Origin of the sequence: Stenotrophomonas capsici (assembly GCF_034961085.1) — a bacterium.
In the GTDB taxonomy this organism is placed as follows: domain Bacteria; phylum Pseudomonadota; class Gammaproteobacteria; order Xanthomonadales; family Xanthomonadaceae; genus Stenotrophomonas; species Stenotrophomonas capsici.
The window spans coordinates 88570-107846 of sequence record NZ_JAYFUH010000249.1 but is presented as its reverse complement, the minus strand read 5'-3'; the positions used below and the strand labels follow the sequence as shown (position 1 = coordinate 107846).

Annotated in this window: 15 protein-coding genes; 7 read left to right on the top strand and 8 right to left on the bottom strand. The window is 66.3% G+C overall.

All coding sequences use genetic code 11. From position 1 onward, the window contains the following. Positions 1-61: 61 nt before the first annotated feature. Entirely contained in the window at positions 62-469 is a 408-nt protein-coding gene (locus VA603_RS13745) for a winged helix-turn-helix transcriptional regulator (RefSeq protein WP_323439186.1), read from the bottom strand. A gap of 112 nt (positions 470-581) precedes the next feature. Here VA603_RS13745 and VA603_RS13740 point away from each other — a divergent pair, with 112 nt between their 5' ends. Continuing rightward, positions 582-1622, top strand: a complete 1041-nt coding sequence (locus tag VA603_RS13740; protein ID WP_323439185.1) for a pirin family protein — start codon at positions 582-584, stop codon at positions 1620-1622. 125 nt (positions 1623-1747) lie between these two features. Here the strand turns inward: VA603_RS13740 and gap are convergent, their stop codons facing one another. Beyond that, complete coding sequence (gap, locus tag VA603_RS13735; protein ID WP_132865436.1) at positions 1748-2749, bottom strand: type I glyceraldehyde-3-phosphate dehydrogenase; 1002 nt, start codon at positions 2747-2749, stop codon at positions 1748-1750. 211 nt (positions 2750-2960) lie between these two features. On the opposite strand from gap, the gene VA603_RS13730 reads away from it, so the two are divergent. Both VA603_RS13730 and VA603_RS13725 read left to right on the top strand, forming a co-directional pair. Next, complete coding sequence (locus VA603_RS13730) at positions 2961-3605, top strand: OmpW/AlkL family protein (protein ID WP_132865437.1); 645 nt, start codon at positions 2961-2963, stop codon at positions 3603-3605. A 105-nt stretch (positions 3606-3710) separates the two neighbouring features. After that, positions 3711-4529: a S1/P1 nuclease gene (locus VA603_RS13725; protein WP_323439184.1), complete on the top strand. Its 819-nt coding sequence runs from the start codon at positions 3711-3713 to the stop codon at positions 4527-4529. 48 nt (positions 4530-4577) lie between these two features. On the opposite strand, the gene VA603_RS13720 is transcribed toward VA603_RS13725, so the two are convergent. From VA603_RS13720 to VA603_RS13710, 3 genes are read right to left on the bottom strand one after another with little or no spacing between them, the layout of a single operon-like run. Continuing rightward, a complete protein-coding gene (locus VA603_RS13720; RefSeq protein WP_323439183.1) occupies positions 4578-5147 on the bottom strand; it encodes a hypothetical protein in 570 nt (189 codons plus the stop codon). 2 nt (positions 5148-5149) lie between these two features. Further along, positions 5150-6685: a TonB family protein gene (locus VA603_RS13715; protein WP_323439182.1), complete on the bottom strand. Its 1536-nt coding sequence runs from the start codon at positions 6683-6685 to the stop codon at positions 5150-5152. Next, positions 6672-7043 carry a BlaI/MecI/CopY family transcriptional regulator gene (locus VA603_RS13710; RefSeq protein ID WP_132866204.1) on the bottom strand — a complete coding sequence of 124 codons (372 nt, stop codon included), beginning with the start codon at positions 7041-7043 and terminating at the stop codon, positions 6672-6674. Before VA603_RS13710 ends, VA603_RS13715 begins: the two co-directional genes overlap by 14 nt. Before the next feature lie 121 nt (positions 7044-7164). Between VA603_RS13710 and VA603_RS13705 the strand changes: the two genes are divergently transcribed. The 4 genes from VA603_RS13705 (at position 7165) to VA603_RS13690 (ending at position 14880) form a co-directional block, all read left to right on the top strand. After that, the gene (locus VA603_RS13705; RefSeq protein ID WP_323439181.1) at positions 7165-9123 is read left to right on the top strand and encodes an acetyl-CoA hydrolase/transferase C-terminal domain-containing protein; all 1959 of its coding nucleotides are present in this window, start codon (positions 7165-7167) and stop codon (positions 9121-9123) included. Positions 9124-9422: 299 nt separating this feature from the next. Then, positions 9423-11153 carry a M10 family metallopeptidase C-terminal domain-containing protein gene (locus tag VA603_RS13700; protein WP_323439180.1) on the top strand — a complete coding sequence of 577 codons (1731 nt, stop codon included), beginning with the start codon at positions 9423-9425 and terminating at the stop codon, positions 11151-11153. 183 nt (positions 11154-11336) lie between these two features. Further along, a complete protein-coding gene (locus tag VA603_RS13695) occupies positions 11337-13466 on the top strand; it encodes a type I secretion system permease/ATPase (RefSeq protein WP_323439179.1) in 2130 nt (709 codons plus the stop codon). Positions 13467-13476: 10 nt separating this feature from the next. Further along, the gene (locus tag VA603_RS13690) at positions 13477-14880 is read left to right on the top strand and encodes an HlyD family type I secretion periplasmic adaptor subunit (protein WP_323439178.1); all 1404 of its coding nucleotides are present in this window, start codon (positions 13477-13479) and stop codon (positions 14878-14880) included. A 55-nt stretch (positions 14881-14935) separates the two neighbouring features. Here VA603_RS13690 and VA603_RS13685 read toward each other — a convergent pair whose 3' ends face one another. The 3 genes from VA603_RS13685 to VA603_RS13675 all read right to left on the bottom strand — a co-directional run bounded on the left by VA603_RS13685 (position 14936) and on the right by VA603_RS13675 (position 19223). Further along, complete coding sequence (locus VA603_RS13685) at positions 14936-15331, bottom strand: hypothetical protein (protein ID WP_323439177.1); 396 nt, start codon at positions 15329-15331, stop codon at positions 14936-14938. A gap of 406 nt (positions 15332-15737) precedes the next feature. Beyond that, a complete protein-coding gene (gene tkt / locus VA603_RS13680; RefSeq protein WP_323439176.1) occupies positions 15738-17744 on the bottom strand; it encodes a transketolase in 2007 nt (668 codons plus the stop codon). Positions 17745-17915: 171 nt separating this feature from the next. Continuing rightward, on the bottom strand, positions 17916-19223 hold the full coding sequence (locus VA603_RS13675) for a dicarboxylate/amino acid:cation symporter (RefSeq protein ID WP_132865446.1): 1308 nt from the start codon (positions 19221-19223) through the stop codon (positions 17916-17918). Positions 19224-19277 lie beyond the last annotated feature (54 nt).

Below are 19277 nucleotides of genomic sequence, written 5' to 3'. Positions count from 1 at the left end.
TAATCACGCGCTTGGGAAACGCAAGCCGTCACGCGACCACTTCACGCGCAGATAACATCCCTCAGGTCGCTGCAGCTACCGCCTCCCGGGCATCGAAGTCACGGCGCGCCATATCCATCGCCTCCCGGTGTTCATCGGCCCAGTGCAGCAGCGCATCCACCGGCTGCAACAGCGAACGCCCCAGGGCGGTCAAGGCGTAGTCCACCTGCGGCGGCACGGTGGGATGCACCGTGCGGCTGACCAGGCCATCGCGTTCCAGCGCCTTCAAGGTCCGCGCCAGCATCCGCGGCGAGATGCCCTGCAGCTCGCGGCGCAATGCGTTGAAACGCAGCGCCTGCGCCCGCAGGGCGATCACCGCCAGCAGGCTCCAGCGCTCACCGACCCGTTCCAGCAGCAGGCGCATCTGTTGGCAGTACGCCGCCCCCTGCTCGCTGCCGCGCACGGTATCACCGGTGTGAGTAGCTGCCATCAACGTGCCTCCTTGTACCGCCGAACCGTGCGCCCCATCAATAGACCATGCCGATGGCTCGGCCGCCAAGTACGCCGGGCCCCGCGTCCCGCATCCGCGTAAAGGAGTTCCCATGTCCGACCTGATCCTCCGCAACGAGCCGCTCGGCCGCCCCTGGCCCGGCACCGACCCGTTCCTGTTCTGCATGCACCACCTGGACCACTACCCTGCGGCCACCGCCGAGCAGGGCGTGGACATGCGCCAGCTCGGCGGGCGTGAACTGGGCCAGGACTTCAGTGGCAAGGACGGCTGGAGCATGTACCACGGCGTCACCGTGCCCGGTTTCCCTGCCCACCCGCATCGCGGCTTCGAGACCGTCACCATCGTGCCGCAGGGACTGGTCGACCACGCCGACTCGCTCGGTGCCACCGCGCGCTATGGCGACGGCGACGTGCAGTGGCTCACCACCGGCCGCGGCGTGCAGCACTCGGAGATGTTCCCGCTGCGCGAGCGCGGGCAACCCAACCCGCTGGACCTCTACCAGATCTGGTTGAACCTGCCGCCGCGCAACAAGATGACCGACCCGGAGTTCGTGATGCTGTGGGGCGAACAGATCCCGTGGTACCGCCATGAAGGTGCGGCGGTCAAGGTCGTGGCTGGCCGCTACCAGCCGCAGGAGTCGGCGCAGGCCGCCATCGTGCCGCTGGCGCCGGCGCGCAACTCCTGGGCTGCCAACCCGGACGCCGACGTCGCCATCTGGCAGATCCTGCTGCAGCCGGGAGCGACCTTGACCCTGCCAGCCGCGACCGGCACCGGCACCCGGCGCACGCTGTATGTGCACGGCGGCCAGCAGCTGGAGGTGGATGGCAGCCCCGTGGCCAGCCCCCGCCTGCTGGAAGTCGCCGCCGATGCCACGCTGCCCCTGCACAACACCGGTACCGAACAGGTCCGGATCCTGCTGCTGCAGGGCGTGCCGATCGGTGAACCGGTAGCGGCTTACGGCCCGTTCGTGATGAACACCGCCGGGGAGATCGAACAGGCCCGCCGCGACTATGGGCGCACCCAGTTCGGCGGCTGGCCGTGGCCCAGCCACGGCCCGGTACATCCGGTTGGACAGGGACGCTTTGCCAGGTACCCCGGCAGCGACACCATCGATACACCACCGACCGCCTGATCCCGGCAGCAAGGCACCCTCGCCCGGGCCGGCACGGTGCATTCCCCGCGACGGCGACCATTGATCGACGGCAAAAAGAAAGGGCGCCCTCAAGGCGCCCTTTCCCCATCCACGCAGCGTGCCGGTCAGGCAGCAACCACGCGCACCATTTCCAGGCACTTGTTGGAGTAGCCCCACTCGTTGTCGTACCAGCTGACCAGCTTGACGAAGGTGGAATCCAGCGCGATGCCGGCGTCGGCGTCGAACACCGAGGTGTGGGTCTCGCCACGGAAATCGGTGGCCACCACCTTGTCTTCGGTGTAGCCCAGGATGCCCTTCAGCGCGCCTTCGCTCTGTGCCTTCACTTCGGCGCAGATTTCGGCGTAGGTGGCTTCCTTTTCCAGCTCGACGGTCAGATCGACCACCGACACGTCCGAGGTCGGCACGCGGAAGCTCATGCCGGTGAGCTTCTTGTTCAGTTCCGGAATCACCACGCCGACGGCCTTGGCTGCACCGGTGGAGGACGGGATGATGTTTTCCAAGATGCCGCGGCCGCCGCGCCAGTCCTTGTTGGACGGGCCGTCAACGGTCTTCTGGGTGGCGGTAGCCGCATGCACGGTGGTCATCAGGCCGCGCTTGATGCCCCACTTGTCGTTGATGACCTTGGCCAGCGGGGCCAGGCAGTTGGTGGTGCACGAGGCGTTGGAGATGATGGCCTGGCCGGCGTAGGTCTTGTCGTTGACGCCGAACACGAACATCGGCGTATCGTCCTTGGACGGGGCCGACAGGATCACCTTCTTGGCGCCCGCATCAATGTGCTTCTGCGCGCTGACCTTGTCCAGGAACAGGCCGGTGGATTCGATGACGACATCGACGCCGACTTCGTCCCACTTCAGGTTGGCCGGGTCGCGTTCCTGGGTCAGGCGGATCTTCTTGCCGTTGACCAGCAGGTCCTTGCCGTCGACCGCAACATCAGCCTTGAAACGGCCATGCACGGAGTCGTACTTGAGCATGTAGGCCAGGTAGTCCGGCTCCAGCAGATCGTTGATGGCCACGATCTCGATGTCGTTGCCGAAGTTCAACACTGCCGAACGCAGCACGTTGCGCCCGATGCGACCGAAACCGTTGATGCCGACCTTGATTGCCATGTTCACAAGCTCCTGCAGCCGCAAACCCGTTGCGGCGGGGGTTGAAAGGGGCCGCCATTCTAACAGGTGCGGCCCCCCGGCCGTGGCGCTGCGGGGAACGCGGCCAGATGACCGCCAGCTGAGTGCAAACGGCTGTTTGATCAGGATCAAAGCGCCTCGGCGGTGCGCCCCGGACACTGGCGCCACCTCCACCACGTAACGGAATTACAACATGCGCAAGACCTCCGCCCTGTTGCTCTCCGGCCTGGCCGCCGCCATGGCCCTGGCCGCCGCTCCCGCCATGGCCCAGTCCAAGGGTGACTGGACGCTGGGCGTCGGCGTGCACGCCGTCGACCCGAAGTCCGATGCCGGTGACCTCAACGGCGCCGCCCTGGGTCTGGGCGCCCTGCCGACCAAGGTCGACAGCAGCGTCCGCCCGACCGTCACCTTCGAGTACTTCGTCGCCGACAACGTGGGCATCGAAGTGCTGGGCGCCCTGCCGTTCAAGCACGAAATCAGCATCGACGGCGTCGGCAAGGTCGGCGAGACCAAGCAGCTGCCGCCGGTCGTCTCGCTGCAGTACCACTTCGCCAACAGCAGCAAGGTCACCCCGTTCGTCGGCCTGGGCGTGAACTACACCAAGTTCTTCAGCACCGACAGCAAGGGTGCCCTGGCCGGCACCAAGCTGAAGCTGGAGGACTCCTGGGGCCTGGCCGCGCACGCGGGCCTGGACTTCGCATTGAGCGAGAAGGGCGCGCTGCGCGTGGACCTGCGTTGGGCCGACATCGACTCCAAGGTCAAGGTCAACGGCAACACGCTGGGGACCGCCAAGGTCGACCCGCTGGTCTACGGCATGGCCTACGTCTTCAAGTTCTGAGCCACGCCGGAACCTGCCGTACCCACGCCCTCCCGGCCTTGCCGGGAGGGCGTTCTGCCATGAACGGCATGCTGCCCGGCCATCGGCTGCCGCTAGAATGCGCCGATGAACAAGCCGTACCGACTCTCCGTTTCCCTCCTGGCTGTCGCCTTCACCGCCCTGCTGCCCGGCCACGCCCATGCATGGGGCGCACAAGGCCATCGACTGGTCGCGCGCGTGGCCGAAACCCGCCTGGACCCACAGGCCAGGGCCGAGGTGGATCGCCTGCTGGCCACCGAACCCGGCGCCACGCTGTCCAGCATCGCCCCGTGGGCCGATGACCTGCGTTCGCAGGACCCCGGCCTGGGCCGCCGCTCGGCCGGCTGGCACTACATCAACATGGCCGAGGAAGGCTGCGACTACGACCCGCCCAAGCACTGCCCGAACGGCAACTGCGTGGTCGAAGCACTCAAGGCGCAGTCGCAGATCCTGGCCGACCCGAGCAAGTCCGACGCCGAGCGCCTGCAGGCGCTGAAGTTCGTCGTGCACCTGGCCGGCGACGTGCACCAGCCCATGCATGCCGGCTACGGCCATGACCGCGGTGGCAACACCTACCAGTTGCAGTTCAATGGACGCGGCACCAACCTGCATTCGGTGTGGGACAGCGGCATGTTCTACCCGCTGCAGTTGAACGACGACCAGTTCCTGGAGCGGCTTGAAGCCCTGCCCGCCCCGCGTGACGTCGGGCGCCCGCAACTGCAGCGCGATGCCACGCGCTGGGCCGAGCAGTCCTGCAGGTTGGCCACCCGCAAGGGCGTGTACCCGGACACCCGCAAGGTCGGCGAGGAGTACGCCGCCACCTGGCGCCCCGTGGCCGAAGCGCAGGTCCGCCTGGCCGGCGAACGCCTGGCGGCCCTGTTGAACGACCTGCTCGACAGGCACTGATCACCAGTGCCCGTTCCCCGGCGGCCGCCCGCCGCGGGGAACATCGCCTCAGCGCACGCCCGTCTGGCTGCGCACCACCGTCCTGCCTTCGATCACCTCAAAGGTGAAGGCATAGGCCAACGTCACCGGCACTTCCTCGATGCGCGTCGCGCCGCTGCAATCATCCGCCGCACGCGGCGATACACCGGCGGGAAAGTGGCACCGCGCCGCCGGCACGAACGTCCACTGTGCGGTGGCGGCCTGGACCGCCTGCAACAACCTCTGGTTGGCGGGATCGGCACCCGCCGCGCAGGCCGAATGGCCCAGCAATGGCTCACTGCGCTGCACCTGTCCGGCGGCATCCAGGATCACCTGCACGCACACCGTGGTGGCCGGCAGTGAAGGTTGCCGTGGATCCTGCGGCAGCTGCGGCGACGGCACCTGCACCGGCCGGGGCATGCGGAAGCCCTCGCTCGCCGCCAGCGTATAGGCATTGACCGACCCACCTGCCACGTCGCTTTCCGGTACCAGCAGCCGCCGGTCGACGCTGTAGGTTGACGCTTCACGTTCCTGGACGACCGCGTGGCCAGCACAGCCGGACAGCACCAGCGCCAGTACGGCACCTATCCCCCCATGCATGCTCAGCCCTCCGTCGCGTCGTCGGTGTGGGTCACCTCTTCGTCGAGGTCAAACCAGATCGGCACGCGCACCTTGCCGGCAACTGCCTGCCCGTCCCGGCGCGCCGGGGTGAAGCGCCATTGCCGAGCGGCGGCGATCGAAGCCGCATCGAATATGCCTTGCGGTCGCGACTGCACCACCGTGACGTCCGTGGCCGTGCCATCGGCCGCCACCTCGATCTCCAGCACGACCTTGCCACTGATGCCCTTATCCATCGCATCCAGCGGATAGGAGGGCGGCGCCTGCTGCTTGCTGACAACCACCACCTCGGCATCCCTGGCCCTCGCCACCGGAGAAGCGCGCATTTCCAGCGCCCATACCGAACGGCCGTCCGGCGTGGAGACCTGGATGCCAGCGGGCACCTCGGCGTTCATCAACAGCATCGGCGAGGACACCAGCACGCCATCGGCCTTCAGGCTCCCGCTCAGGCGCAGCAACTTCCCCTCCGGTTGCAGGGTGAATTCGCCGATCCAACCCACGCCCTTCTCCGAGGTCATGCGAAATGAGAACGGCTGTCCCAATGGCTGGCGCAGCTCAAAGGTCTGCCGCGTGCCATCGAGCGTGGCGGTCACCACCACGCCATACAACGACAGCGGCGCCGCCTCCGTGCTGCGCGCCGGCTGTGCCGCCCATGCCGCGTACCCCAGGCCCGAGGACAACAGTGCCGATACCACCAGCATCGTCGCCCACTGCTTCTTTCCGGGTACGGGTCGCTTCAGCATGGCAATGCGCTCCTTCAATGGGTGGTAGTCGTGCCAATGGCAACCCACAGGCAACGGGGACAACGCCAGCCCGGTTTTCAGCATGGCGTTGCCGTAGCTGCGACGTGCGCCACGGCTGCCGGCGATGACGCGCTCATCGCAGGAAAACTCCTGATCCTCGCGGCAGCACCGCACGGCCAGTGGCAACAGCGGGTTGAACCAGTACAGGCAGCGCAGCGCGGCCCACAATGCGTTGATGAGGATGTCCCCGCGGCGCAGGTGCACCTGCTCATGGCGGACCACCAGCTGCTGTTCAAACCGCTCGTAACGGCGCTCGAAGTCCGCCGGCAGCACGATGCGCGGCCGCAGCACGCCCATCGCCGCCGGCAGGCCGATGGCCCCCTGCGCCTGCCACAGGCCGTCACCGCGGCGCTCGACCGACCCAAGCCCACGCAGGAAGCGCCGCTGCTGCACCCACAGCCCGGCCGCCATGCACAGCGCACCGGCGGCCCAGGCGAGCAACCACGCAACCGGACCAAGTGCCGCCCGGACCGGCGCCGCCAGCACCTGGGTGACCGGCCCCACCATCGCCGCAGGCAGCATCGGCGTTGCCACGACCTGCGGCGCAGGCATCAGCACCGCCCCCAACGCCACCGGCACCGCCAGCCACAGCAGATACGCCGCGCTGGCCCCGAGCCAGCGGCGCACCGGTCCGCGCAATGCCAGCACCAGCAGCATCGCCGCGCTGCTGGACAGCGTGGTCTTCAGCAGCACCTGCAGCAGCTCAACGCTGTTCATCGTCCAACTCCTCCAGCAGGCGGCGCAGTTCGGCCACGTCCTCGGTGCTGAGCTTGCGGTGCTGGCTGAAATGCGCGACCAGCGGCGCGACACGACCATCGAACAGGCGATCGATCAGGCTGCGGCTCTCTTCCTGCACCCATGCATCGCGCTGCACGAGCGGCGAGTACAGGTAACGTCGCCCCTCTTTCTCGGCGGCGATGGCGCCCTTGTTGAGAAGGCGGTTGAGCAGTGTCTTCACCGTGGCCTCGGCCCAGTCGTTGCCACCGGGCAGGCGCGCCATCACCTCATCTGCCGAGAGCGGGTGGTCACCCCACAGCACCTGCATCACCACTGCTTCGGCCTCGCTGATCCGGATCATCGTTTACGCCTGTAAATTTTATTCGATTACACGAGTAAACGAATCCCCTGTCAAGCGTCCACAGGGGGATTCAGGCCCTGCGTGCTGTAATGCAGCCGACCACGCAGGAACCGTGCCCATGCCGCAACACCTGACCGATCTGGATGCTGCCGTCGACTGGCTGCTGGCCCGTGTCGACGGCCCGCTGCGCATCGCCGCACCGCTGGCATTGGGCAAACCACATCGCCTGCTCAACCAGCTCTATGCGCGCATCGAGAACCATGCGGCGCGCCCGCTGCAGCTGTACACCGCGTTGTCGTTGAATCCGCCGATGGCCAAGGGCGATGGGCTGGAGGCGCGCTTCATGCGCCCGTTCGTCGAGCGCCACTTCGGTACGGATTTCCCGCGCCTGGCCTACGCCGATGCGATCCGCCGCGACGCCCTGCCCGCCCATGTGCAGGTGGAGGAGTTCTACATGCAGTCCGGCGCCCTGCTCGGTTCACGGCAGGCTCAGTGCGGCTACACCAGCCTCAACTACACGCATGCCGCCGATGCGGTGGCACAGCGCGCACCGCATGTCATCGTGCAGAAGGTGGCATTCCGCGAAGGCAACCGGCGGTTGTCGCTGTCCTGCAACAACGACATCACCCAGGACACGCTGGACGCCATCGCCCGTCGCGGCCTGCCGCGCCCCCTGCTCATCGCCGAAGTGGACCCGCAACTGCCCTGGCTGGGCGGCAGCGCCACGGTGGCCCCGGACTTCTTCGACCTGGTGGTGGTCCCGCCGGGGCCGTATCCGCAACTGTTCGGGCTGCCACGACAACCGGTCAGCGATGCCGACTACGCAATCGGCCTGTATGCCAGCACGCTGGTGCGCGACGGCGGCACCCTGCAGATCGGCATTGGCACCCTGGCCGACGCGCTCAGCCATGCACTGGTCCTGCGGCATACCGACAACGCACGCTACCGGGCCATCATCGACGCACTGGACCCGTCACTGGCCACGCACCCGCTGGTACGCGAAGCCGGGGGCCTGGAACCGTTCGAGGTCGGCCTGTATGGCTGCAGCGAGATGCTCAACGAGGGCTTCCGCGTACTGGTGCAACGTGGCGTGATCCGGCGCAAGGTGCATGAGGACCTGGCATTGATGCAGCGCCTGGCCAATGGCAGCGCCTACACCGCCGACCATGCGACCCTCGCGGCGGAAGGCGAGTACCTGCACGGCGCCTTCTACCTCGGCTCGCCGGAGTTCTACGACTGGCTTCGGCACCTGCCCGAAGAGGAGTGCCGGGCGATCGGCATGCACCGCATCAGCGAGATCAACCAGCTCTATGGCGGCAATGAGGCACTGGAACAGCTGCAGCGCCGCGACGCGCGCTTCTTCAACTCCTGCATGATGGCCACCGCCCTGGGGGCAGCAGTGTCCGACGCGCTGGAGGACGGCCGCGTGGTATCCGGCGTGGGGGGGCAGTACAACTTCGTGGCGATGGCCCACGCGCTGCCGGACGCGCGCAGCGTGCTGATGTTCCGCGCCGTCCGCGAGGAGGCCGGGAAGCCGGCCTCCAACGTGCGCTGGAACTATGGGCACACCACCATCCCACGTCATCTGCGCGACGTATTCGTCAACGAGTACGGCATCGCCGACCTGCGCCACCGCACCGACGAGGACTGCGTGATCGCCATGGCGGGCATCACGGATGCGGCGTTCCAACCCGCACTGCTCGAACAGGCCAAGGCCAGCGGCAAGCTGGCCACGGACTTCACTGCCCCTCCATCGTGGCGGCGCAATCGTGGCGATACCCTCGCTGCGGTGCTGGCGCCGTTTCGCGCTGATGGCGGCCTGCCGGACTATCCGCTGGGCAGCGATTTCACCGCCATCGAACAGGACCTGCTGCGCGCATTGACCTGGCTCAAGGCCAACACCGCCACCCCCAAGGCCAAGCTGCGCACCGTGGCCGCAGCGCTTACGCAACCGGCCGGCGACAATGATGCGATGTACCTGCAGCGGATGGGATTGGACATGCCCGGCACACTCGGCGACCGACTCAACGCACGACTGCTGCGACTGGGACTGGCCCGCACGCTGCGCGCGGGTTGATGCCACGCGGTACCGTCGGGGGATTACCGTCGCTGCCGGCATCCCGGTGAGCTGAAGCGCAACACCATCGTCCCGGGACAGGCCATTCCAGACGGTTCCCATGGCACTGGCATGCCCGCCGGCATTCCATGGAGGTCGTGGCGCCGCCCCGTCGGTGGCCTCACCTGTACCGGAGCCCCATGCCCACATCATCGTGACCCGACATCCGGGCATGCAGGTCGCCGGCAATCCGCAGGCCCTCATCCCGCCCGGCATCTGCGGGACGCGATGAAGGCGCATATCACGCAAGGAGATCCGCCATGTCCCTCGGCATCGAGAAGACCGTCGCATCCGGCATCAACGCTATCGACACGCTCATTTCCTACCGTCAGTGGAGCCTGGACGCGAGCCGCACCATCACCTGGACCATCACCCAGGCCGATGCCGTCTTCTCCAGCGACCCCTACGGCATCCGCGGCGAGCTGCCCTACTTCCGCGCGATTGATGACGCCGCCGACATCGCGGTCATCAACCAGGCGATGGCGGTCTACAGCAGCATCCTGGACATCAACTTCCAGTATGTGGATGAACGCATCGATGGCGAGGCGGTGGTCCGTTTCAATGCATATGCCGCCCCCCTCGGCGAATACGGTGCCGGTGGCTGGGCCTATGGCCCCTACAACCAAGCCTGGGGCGGCGATGTCTGGGCCTCGTGGTATGCCGGTTACGGCATGGGCTTCACCCTGCATGAAATGGGCCATGTGCTCGGACTCGATCATCCCGGGCACATCACCGGCCTGCACGTTCCTGGATTCACGACGCTGCAGACCGTCATGTCTTATACCAGTGGTCAGCCAACCATGATGGCAGATGTCGCCGGCAACTACATTGGCCAAGCCAGCACCGACAGCCTGGGCATCTACGACATCGCCGCATTGCAGTATCTGTACGGCGCCAACATGACGCACAACAGTACCGACACGGTCTACGCCTTCAGCCCCGATGCCGGTTTCTACACCACGCTATGGGATGGCGGCGGCACCGATACGCTGGACCTTTCCGCGTACTCGCTGGGCGCGCAGATCAACCTTGCCGAAGGCAGCTATAGCTCCATCACCTACGCCACGCCCGCTGGCGTCAGCTCGCCCCTGCTCTACACCGGCAAGGACTGCATCGGTATCGCCTATGGCACCGTCATCGAGAATGCCATCGGCACACGCGGCAACGACCTGATCCACGGCAATGCCGCCAACAACGCGCTGCATGGCGGTGACGGCAATGACACCCTGCATGGGCATGACGGCAACGATCTGCTGGTCGGCGGCGCCGGCAACGACATCCTGGATGGCGGCAACGGTGCGGACCGCATGATCGGCGGCGCTGGCAATGACGTCTACTACGTCGACAATATCAATGATGTTGTCGTCGAAGAAGTGAATGGCGGAATCGATTCAATCTACCTCTCGATCAACAACAACGACACCCGGAAGTACGCCAATGTCGAGAACTTCCATCTGGTCGACACGGGTTCGGCTCGCAGCCTGACCGGCAATGTCCTGAACAACACCCTGACCGGAACCTCGGTCAAGGACTGCCTGATGGGTTATGACGGAAATGACACCCTCATCGGCGGCAAGGGCAATGACGTGCTGTATGGAGGACGCGGCAGCGACACCTTCATCTTCAATCGCGGCGATGGCAGGGACACCCTCATGCCCGGTGAGTTCGATCCCGGTGATGTGGATACGCTCCGTTTCCAGAAGGACATCGCCGCCGACCAGCTCTGGTTCGAACGTGTCCGCGGCACCAACAACCTCTCCGTCCGGATCATCGGCACCTCCGACGCCGTCACTGTTTCCAACTATTTCATCCACAAGGACGCCACCCTTGACCGGGTGCAGGATTCCGTCGGACGTGTACTCGACATCGCCGGCATCGACCGGCTGGTGCAAGCCATGGCCGCGTTCTCGCCACCACCCCTGGGCCAGACCACGCTCCCGGCGAACCAGCAACAGGCGTTGGCACCGGTGCTGGCCGCCGCCTGGGCCTGACCATCGCATCGACGACGATCACTGTTCAACCGTAGTCCAGACACTTCCCATGGCCGGGCATTGCCCGGCCGCTTTATCCATGGAAGGCAGCATCACATGCGCGACAGCCGTCGTGTCACGGACCCTGCGTCCGTCGCACCGTGCATCCGTGCAACTCCGCGATGCGTCTGACAGGAAGGCAATGTGACTTCGCCGTACCCCGCTCCACCGTCCGACAGTGGCCTGGCCTGCCTGGTGATGCTGGCAAGGTTTCACCAGATTCCCGCAAACGCCGAGCAGCTGCGCCACGACTTCGGCGAAGGAGATACGCCGCTGGACATGCCTGCCTTGCTGCAGGCTGCCCGCGCTCTGGGGCTGCGCACCCGGCGACTCACGACATCCGTCGAACGATTGCCGCGCATGCCGCTTCCGGCGATCGGCATCGATGCCCGGCATGGATGCTTCATCCTCGCCCGCGCCGACGAGGACAAGGTGCTGATCCAGCGCCCGGGCGCCGAGCAGCCGGAGGTGATGCCACTGGCAGCCCTGCGAACGTACTGGTCTGGCACCTTGATCCTGCTGCAACCCCGGGGTGCCAACGGCCGAGCCACGCAGCGCTTCGGCCTGCGTTGGTTCCTGCCTGCCCTGCACAGGCACCGCGGCATCCTGCTCGAAGTGCTTGCCGCCAGCCTGTTCCTGCAGGTCTTCGCGCTGATCACACCGCTGTTCTTCCAGGTGGTGATGGACAAGGTACTCGCGCACCAGGGCCTGTCCACCCTCAACGTGCTGATGTTCGGCCTGCTCGCGGTGGTGGTGTTCGAAAGCGTGCTCAGCGGGCTGCGCGGCTATGTCTCGGCGCACACCGCCAGCCGCATCGATGTCACGCTGGGCTCACGCCTGTACCGGCACTTGGTCAATCTGCCGCTGGCCTACTTCCAGGCACGCCGGGTCGGTGACTCGGTGGCACGGGTGCGCGAGCTGGAGAACATCCGCAGCTTCCTCACCGGCAGCAGCATCACCCTGGTGATCGATGTGCTGTTCTGTGCGGTCTTCCTGGCGGTCATGTTGATGTACAGCCCTGCCCTGACGCTCGTCGTCATCGGATCACTGCCGCTCTACCTGCTGCTGGCGCTGGCCATCACGCCGCTGCTGCGCACGCAGCTGCATGAAACCTTTGGTCGCGGCGCGGAGAACCAGGCGTTCCTGGTCGAATCCCTGACCGGCATCACCACGCTCAAGGCACTGGCCGTCGAACCCCAAGCCAGGCGCCGCTGGGACACGCAGCTAGCGGCCTACGTAGGCGCCAGCTTCCGGACCCAGGTGCTGTCGACCCTGGCCAACGAATCGGCCGGCCTGATCGGCAAACTGGTGACCGTGCTGACCCTGTGGCTGGGTGCCCGGCAGGTCATCGATGGTCATCTGTCCGTCGGCCAACTGATCGCCTTCAACATGCTCGCCGGGCGCATCGCCCAGCCGGTCATGCGGCTGGCGCAACTTTGGCCGAACTTCCAGCAGACCCGTCTGTCGATGCAACGGCTGGGGGACATCCTCGACACACCGACCGAATCAGCGACGACCGGACGCAACGTGCTGCCGGCCCTGCGTGGGGGCATTGAGTTCCATCAGGTGCATTTCCGCTACCGTCCCGATGGTCCGGCCGTACTGCAGGATTTCAGCCTGCAGGTCGCCCCCGGCGAGGTGATCGGCATCGTCGGCAGCTCCGGCTCGGGCAAGAGCACCCTGGCACGCCTGCTGCAACGCCTGCATGTTCCGGAACAGGGACGCATCACCGTCGATGGCATTGACCTGGCCTTGACCGAGGCCAGCTCGCTGCGCCGTCAGATGGGCGTGGTCCTCCAGGAAAACATGCTGTTCCACCGCAGCGTGCGCGACAACATCGCGCTGGCCGACCCCGGTGCATCACTGGATACCGTCGTCCACGCCGCACGACTGGCCGGCGCACATGACTTCATCCTCGACCTTCCCGAAGGCTACGACACCATGGTCGGCGAGCACGGGGCTTCGTTGTCCGGCGGCCAGCGCCAACGCGTGGCCATCGCCCGCGCCCTGCTGCGCAATCCTCGCATCCTGATCTTCGATGAGGCCACCAGCGCACTGGACTACGAGTCCGAACGGCTGATCCAGGCCAACATGCGCCAGATCTGCGCCGGCCGCACCGTGCTGATCATCGCCCATCGCCTGTCAACCGTGCGCAATGCCGATCGCATCATCGTCCTGGAACGCGGGCGGCTGGTCGAACACGGCAACCCTGCGCAATTGCTGGCCAGGCCGGACAGTCGCTACGCCCAGTTGCACCGGATGCAGCAGGGATGACTCACGCAGCATGAAGCCGCATACCGCCCTCCGTCACCGGCTGCATGTTCTGCTGCAGCACTTCCGGGCCCGTCGCCACGCGCGCAACCAGCGGGCGGACCTGGCTTTCCTTCCTGCCGTCCAGGCCCTGCAGGAGACGCCGATCCACCCCGCCCCGCGCTGCATCCAGTGGCTGATCATGGCCTTCGCATTGAGTGCCCTGGCCTGGTCGATGCTCGCACGCTTGGACGTGGTGGCCATCGCCGAGGGCCGCATCGTCTCCAGCGACCAAAGCAAGCTCATCCAGTCGCATGAAGTGGCGGTGGTGAAAGCCATTCATGCCCACGACGGCCAGACGGTGCGGGCCGGCGACGTGCTGATCGAGCTCGATGCCAGCCAGACCACGGCCGACAAGGATAGGCTCAGCAATGATCGCGATGACGCGCAGTTGGACGCCGCACGCGCACGCATCCTGCTCGAGGCCATCGACCAGCAGCACCCACCGGCCGATATCACCTCGCTGCTCCCGCAGGCAAGCCCGGAACAACGCTCGGCGGCCAATGCCTGGCTGCAGAGCCAGTACCACGAACTGCGCAGCGAGCTGGCCCAGAGTGAAGCGGTGATCACCCGCCGCAGCGCGGAGATCCGCGCCGCGCAGGTATCGGCCAATGCACTGGCGCAGATGCTGCCCATGACCCAGCGCATCACCGCCGACTACGCCAAGCTTGCCGGTGAAGGCCTGGTCTCCAAGCACCACTACCTGGGCAAGCAACAGGAGCAACTGGAGCAGGAGCGCCAGCTGGCCGAGCGCCGCAGCCATATCGTCGAGCTCAGCGCCTCGCACCAGGAGGCGCTTGAACGCCACCGCAGCACGCTCTCCCGGTACCGCCGCAGTGTGCACGACCTGCTGAACCAGAACGAGCGCCGCACCACCACCTTGCAGCAGGAACTGATCAAGGCCGAACGGCGCGACATGCTGACCCGCCTGACCGCCCCCGTGGACGGCACCGTGCAGCAACTGTCCGTGCATACCGCCGGCGGCGTGGTGACCGCGGCACAACCCCTGATGGTCATCGTCCCCAGCAACCAGCCACTGGAAGTCGAGGCGCGCCTGCATAATCGTGACGTCGGCTTCGTGCGTGCCGGCCAAGCGGTGTCGGTGAAGGTGGAGACCTTCAACTTCACCCGCTACGGCATCCTGCACGGCACCGTGCTCAACGTCTCGCGCGATGCCATCGACGACGCCCGGCAGGGACCGCTGTACAGCCTGCGCATCGCCCTGCACGAAAGCCACGTGCGGGTAGGCCAGGAGAACGTACCGCTGGCACCGGGCATGTCCATCCGGGCAGAAGTATGTACCGACCGGCAACGGGTGATCGACTACTTCCTCAGCCCGTTCAAGCGGCACGCCAGCGAAAGCCTGCGCGAGCGCTGAACGGCATTGAAGCTACGGGGTCACCAACTCACCAGCACACCCGTCACCGGAGGGTTCACCCCTTGCTGCGGCGCCTGCCGCGATAGATCAGGAACGGCCAGAACGCAGCCATCGCGCCACCCAGCACGCTGACAAGCAGGCGCCGCAGCAAGCTGACATCGCTGCTCCATGCCATGCCGATCTGCATCAGGCCAAACACGATCATCGGCCCACCGATGAACACCAGGGCGAACGCGCGCATGCGGCTGCTGGCGGCCGGCTCCTGCAACTTGCCGATGACGTCGGTGGTGGCGAAATGGATCTGCAGCGGATCGGTGGTCGAACGTATCTGTACGTCAGCCACGTCCTGACGCGCCTGCACCGGCTGGTTCAGATCGATTTCGCGCGCGGTGGGTCCCAACAGTTGGTCGATGTTGGTGCGTCCCACCAGTTCCTTCCGTTTGTCATCCATGTGTTGTTTTCCGTGTCATCGCCCAAGCCAAGCATGACAGGCCCCTGCCGTCGCCGCACCCTGCCACTCGGTCGCCCGGGAGATCGAGGCGGCCTGGAGGCGGCTGGCAGGCCCCACGTCTGCGTATTGCATCGGTCCGGCAGGCAGCACATCACCACCGCCTCGCATCGCGCTTGCCATTTATCCGCCTTTGATCCTGCACCTGCTGCGACCCCGAGCGCCATTCACTACCCGGAAGGATTCATGGGGCGCTTCGACTCCCCCTGCAGGGGCAGCGGAAGCTACGACGACGCAACGGAGGAAGGCTTGGAAGTACGCGGCCATCCCTGCGCGTGATGCTGCAGGGCTGCAGATACGCAAAGGCCGGGTTTCCCCGGCCTTTGCTCCACCTCAGCTACAGCGTCGCTCAGTTCGCGACCTGCGCCTTGGCGGCGGCCACCACCGCGTCGACGGTGATGCCGAAGTGCGGGTACAGCTTGTCCGCCGGGGCCGAGGCACCGAAGGTATCCAGGCCAACCACCGCACCGTCCAGGCCCACGTACTGGCGCCAGAAACCGGTGACACCGGCTTCCACCGCCACGCGTGCACGCACCGCGTTCGGCAGCACCGATTCACGGTAGGCCGCGTCCTGGCGGTCGAACACGTTGGTCGACGGCATCGACACCACGCGGGCCTTGAGGCCGGCGGCTTCCAGCTCGGCCTTGGCGGCCATGGCCAGGCCCACTTCCGAACCGGTGCCGATCAGGATCACGTCCGGCGTACCGGCGGCATCGGCGAGCACGTAGCCGCCGCGTTCGATCTGCTTGACCTGCTCGGCGCTGCGCTGCTGCGGGGCCAGGTTCTGGCGGCTGAAGATCAGGCAGCTCGGGCCGTCCTTGCGCACGATGGCCGCCTTCCAGCTGACCGCCGATTCGGCGGCATCGCACGGGCGCCACACATCGTTGTTGGGGATATAACGCAGCGAGGACACGTGCTCGACCGGCTGGTGGGTCGGGCCATCCTCGCCCAGGCCGATGGAGTCGTGGGTGAACACGTGGATGACGTGCGCCGGGATCAGCGCGCTCATGCGCAGCGCGTTGCGCGCGTAGTCGCTGAACACCAGGAAGGTGGCGTCGAACGGCAGGAAACCGCCGTGCAAGGCCAGACCGTTGGCGATGGCGCTCATGCCGAACTCACGCACGCCGTAGTGCACGTAGTTCGCCTGCGGGTCTTCGCCGACCACGGTGTGTGCGCCCTTCCACAGGGTCAGGTTGGAACCGGCCAGGTCGGCCGAGCCACCGATGATTTCCGGCAGCAGCGGCGCGAAGGCCTGGATCGCATTCTGCGAGGCCTTGCGCGAGGCGATGTTCGGCGCTTCAGCCTGCACCTGGGCGATGTAGGCATCGGCCTTGGCGATGAAGTCGTCCGGCAGCTCGCCGTGCGAACGGCGGGTCAGCTCTTCGGCCTGTTCCGGGAACTGTGCGGCGTACTTGTCGAACAGCTGTTCCCACTCGGCCTGGCGCAGCGTGCCGGTGCCACCTGCACGCCAGCCGGCGTAGATGGCTTCCGGGATTTCGAACGGGCCATACGACCAGTCCAGTGCCTTGCGGGTGGCTTCCAGTTCGTCCTTGCCCAGCGGTGCGCCGTGGCTGGATTCCTGGCCGGCCTTGTTCGGCGAGCCGAAGCCAATGGTGGTCTTGCAGCAGATCAGGGTCGGCTTGTCGAACTGCGACAGCGCCGCGTCGATGCCGGCCTTGATGCTTTCCGGATCGTGGCCGTCCACATCGCGCACCACGTTCCAGCCGTAGGCCTCGAAGCGGGCCGGGGTGTTGTCGGTGAACCAGCCTTCCACTTCACCGTCGATGGAGATGTTGTTGTCGTCCCAGAAGCAGACCAGCTTGCCCAGGCCCCAGGTGCCGGCCAGCGACGCGGCTTCGTGCGAGATGCCTTCCATCAGGCAGCCATCGCCCATGAACACCCAGGTACGGTGGTCGACGACTTCGAATTCCGGGCGGTTGTAGCGCTGCGCCAGCAGCTTCTCGGCCAGCGCGAAACCCACGGCATTGGCGAAACCCTGGCCCAGCGGGCCGGTGGTGGTTTCCACGCCCGGGGTTTCGTGACGCTCCGGGTGGCCGGCGGTCTTGCTGCCCAGCTGGCGGAAGGCCTTGAGCTGCTCGATCGGCAGGTCGTAGCCGCTCAGGTGCAGCAGCGCGTACTGCAGCATCGAGCCGTGGCCGTTGGACAGCACGAAGCGGTCGCGGTTGAACCACTTCGGGTTGTTCGGGTTGTGGCGGAGATAGTCGTTCCAAAGCACTTCGGCGATATCGGCCATGCCCATCGGCATGCCGGGGTGACCGGACTTGGCGGCTTCGACTGCATCGGCGGCGAGGAAACGAATGGCATTCGCCAACTGGCGGCGGGTGGGCTGCGTCATGGTTCGTCGGAATCGGGAGGCTCCCGCGGAACTGCGGGCGGCCTATTGTCCCACAAGCCACCGCCCGGATCAGGCCGCATTCCCTGCCTTCACGCATCGCAAAGCACCTGCCCATGGCAAGACGGCCACCCTGTTCAGGATGGCCGTCATCTGGATGCCGTGGGTGCCCGCTCAGCCTTGCGGCGGCGGCGCCGGCTCGGTCCCGTCCTGGCTCTCGCCACGCGCCACCAGGGTGGTCAGGGCCAGGTCGCCGGTCACGTTGAGCGCGGTGCGGCACATGTCCAGGAAGTGGTTCACGCCCAGGATCAGGCCGATGCCGACCGGGTTGACGCCGACCATGGCACAGATCAGCGCCACCACCGGCAGCGAACCGGACGGCACACCGGCGGTGCCGATGCCGCCCAGGATGCAGACCACCATCACCATGAACTGCTGGCCGATGCTCAGGTCCACGCCGAAGAACTGCGCCAGGAAGATCACCGTCACGCCCTCGAACAGCGCCGTGCCGTTCTGGTTGGCGGTGGCACCGACGGTCAGCACGAAGCGCGAGACCTTGTGCGGCAGGCCCATCTGGTCGGCCACGCGCATCGCGGTCGGCAGGGTTGCATTGGACGAGGCCGTGGAGAACGCCATCAGCGTCGCTTCCTGGGTTTCACGGAAGAACGCCATCGGTGAACGGCCGGCCAACTTCACCGCAACGCCATAGCTGATGAACATGTGCACGGCCAACGCCAGCACCACCACGCCCACATAGGCCCCGAGCTTGACCAGCAGGCCGAAGCCGAAGATGGCCGCCAGGTTGAACATGAAGCAGGCCACCGCGTACGGGGCCAGGCGGATGACCAGGTTGATCAGGGTCATCGAGATTTCGAACAGGCCCTCGATCGCCTTGCGCAGCGTTGCCACCTTCTCCGCCGGCGACAGCACCATGCCCACGCCCAGCATCAGCGCGAAGAACATCAGCGACAGGATCTTGCCGTTGTCGGAGGCGGCCTCCAGCACGTTGTTCGGCACGATCGACAGCAGCATTTCCATGCCCTTGGGCTGGGAGCCGACACCGGCCACGATCTCCTTGCTGCGCTCGGCGTTCTCGGCCAGCAGCTGCGCGGCGACGCTCGGATCGACACCCGCGCCAGGCTTGAGCAGGTTGACCAGCACCAGGCCGATCAGCACCGCCAGGCCCGACAGCACGATGGTGTAAGCCAGCGACTTCCAGCCGATGCGGCCGAGCGAGCGGATGTCGCCCATCTCGGACACGCCCATCACCAGCGCCGAGAAGATCAGCGGCACGATCAGCATGAAAATCAGGCTCAGGAACAGGCCTGACACCGGCGTGGTGAGGTACGTGGTCACCCAATGCACCCATTCCGCGCCCGGCGATACCAGGTGCACGATCAGGCCCAACAACAGGCCAACACCGAAGCCAATCCCGATTTTCCAGTGGAACGGCAGCTTGCCGGCAGTTGCTGGGTTGGTCATACGCGGATTCCCCTTGGTCAGTGAAGCAGCTTAGCAGACGCCTCCACGGCGCCT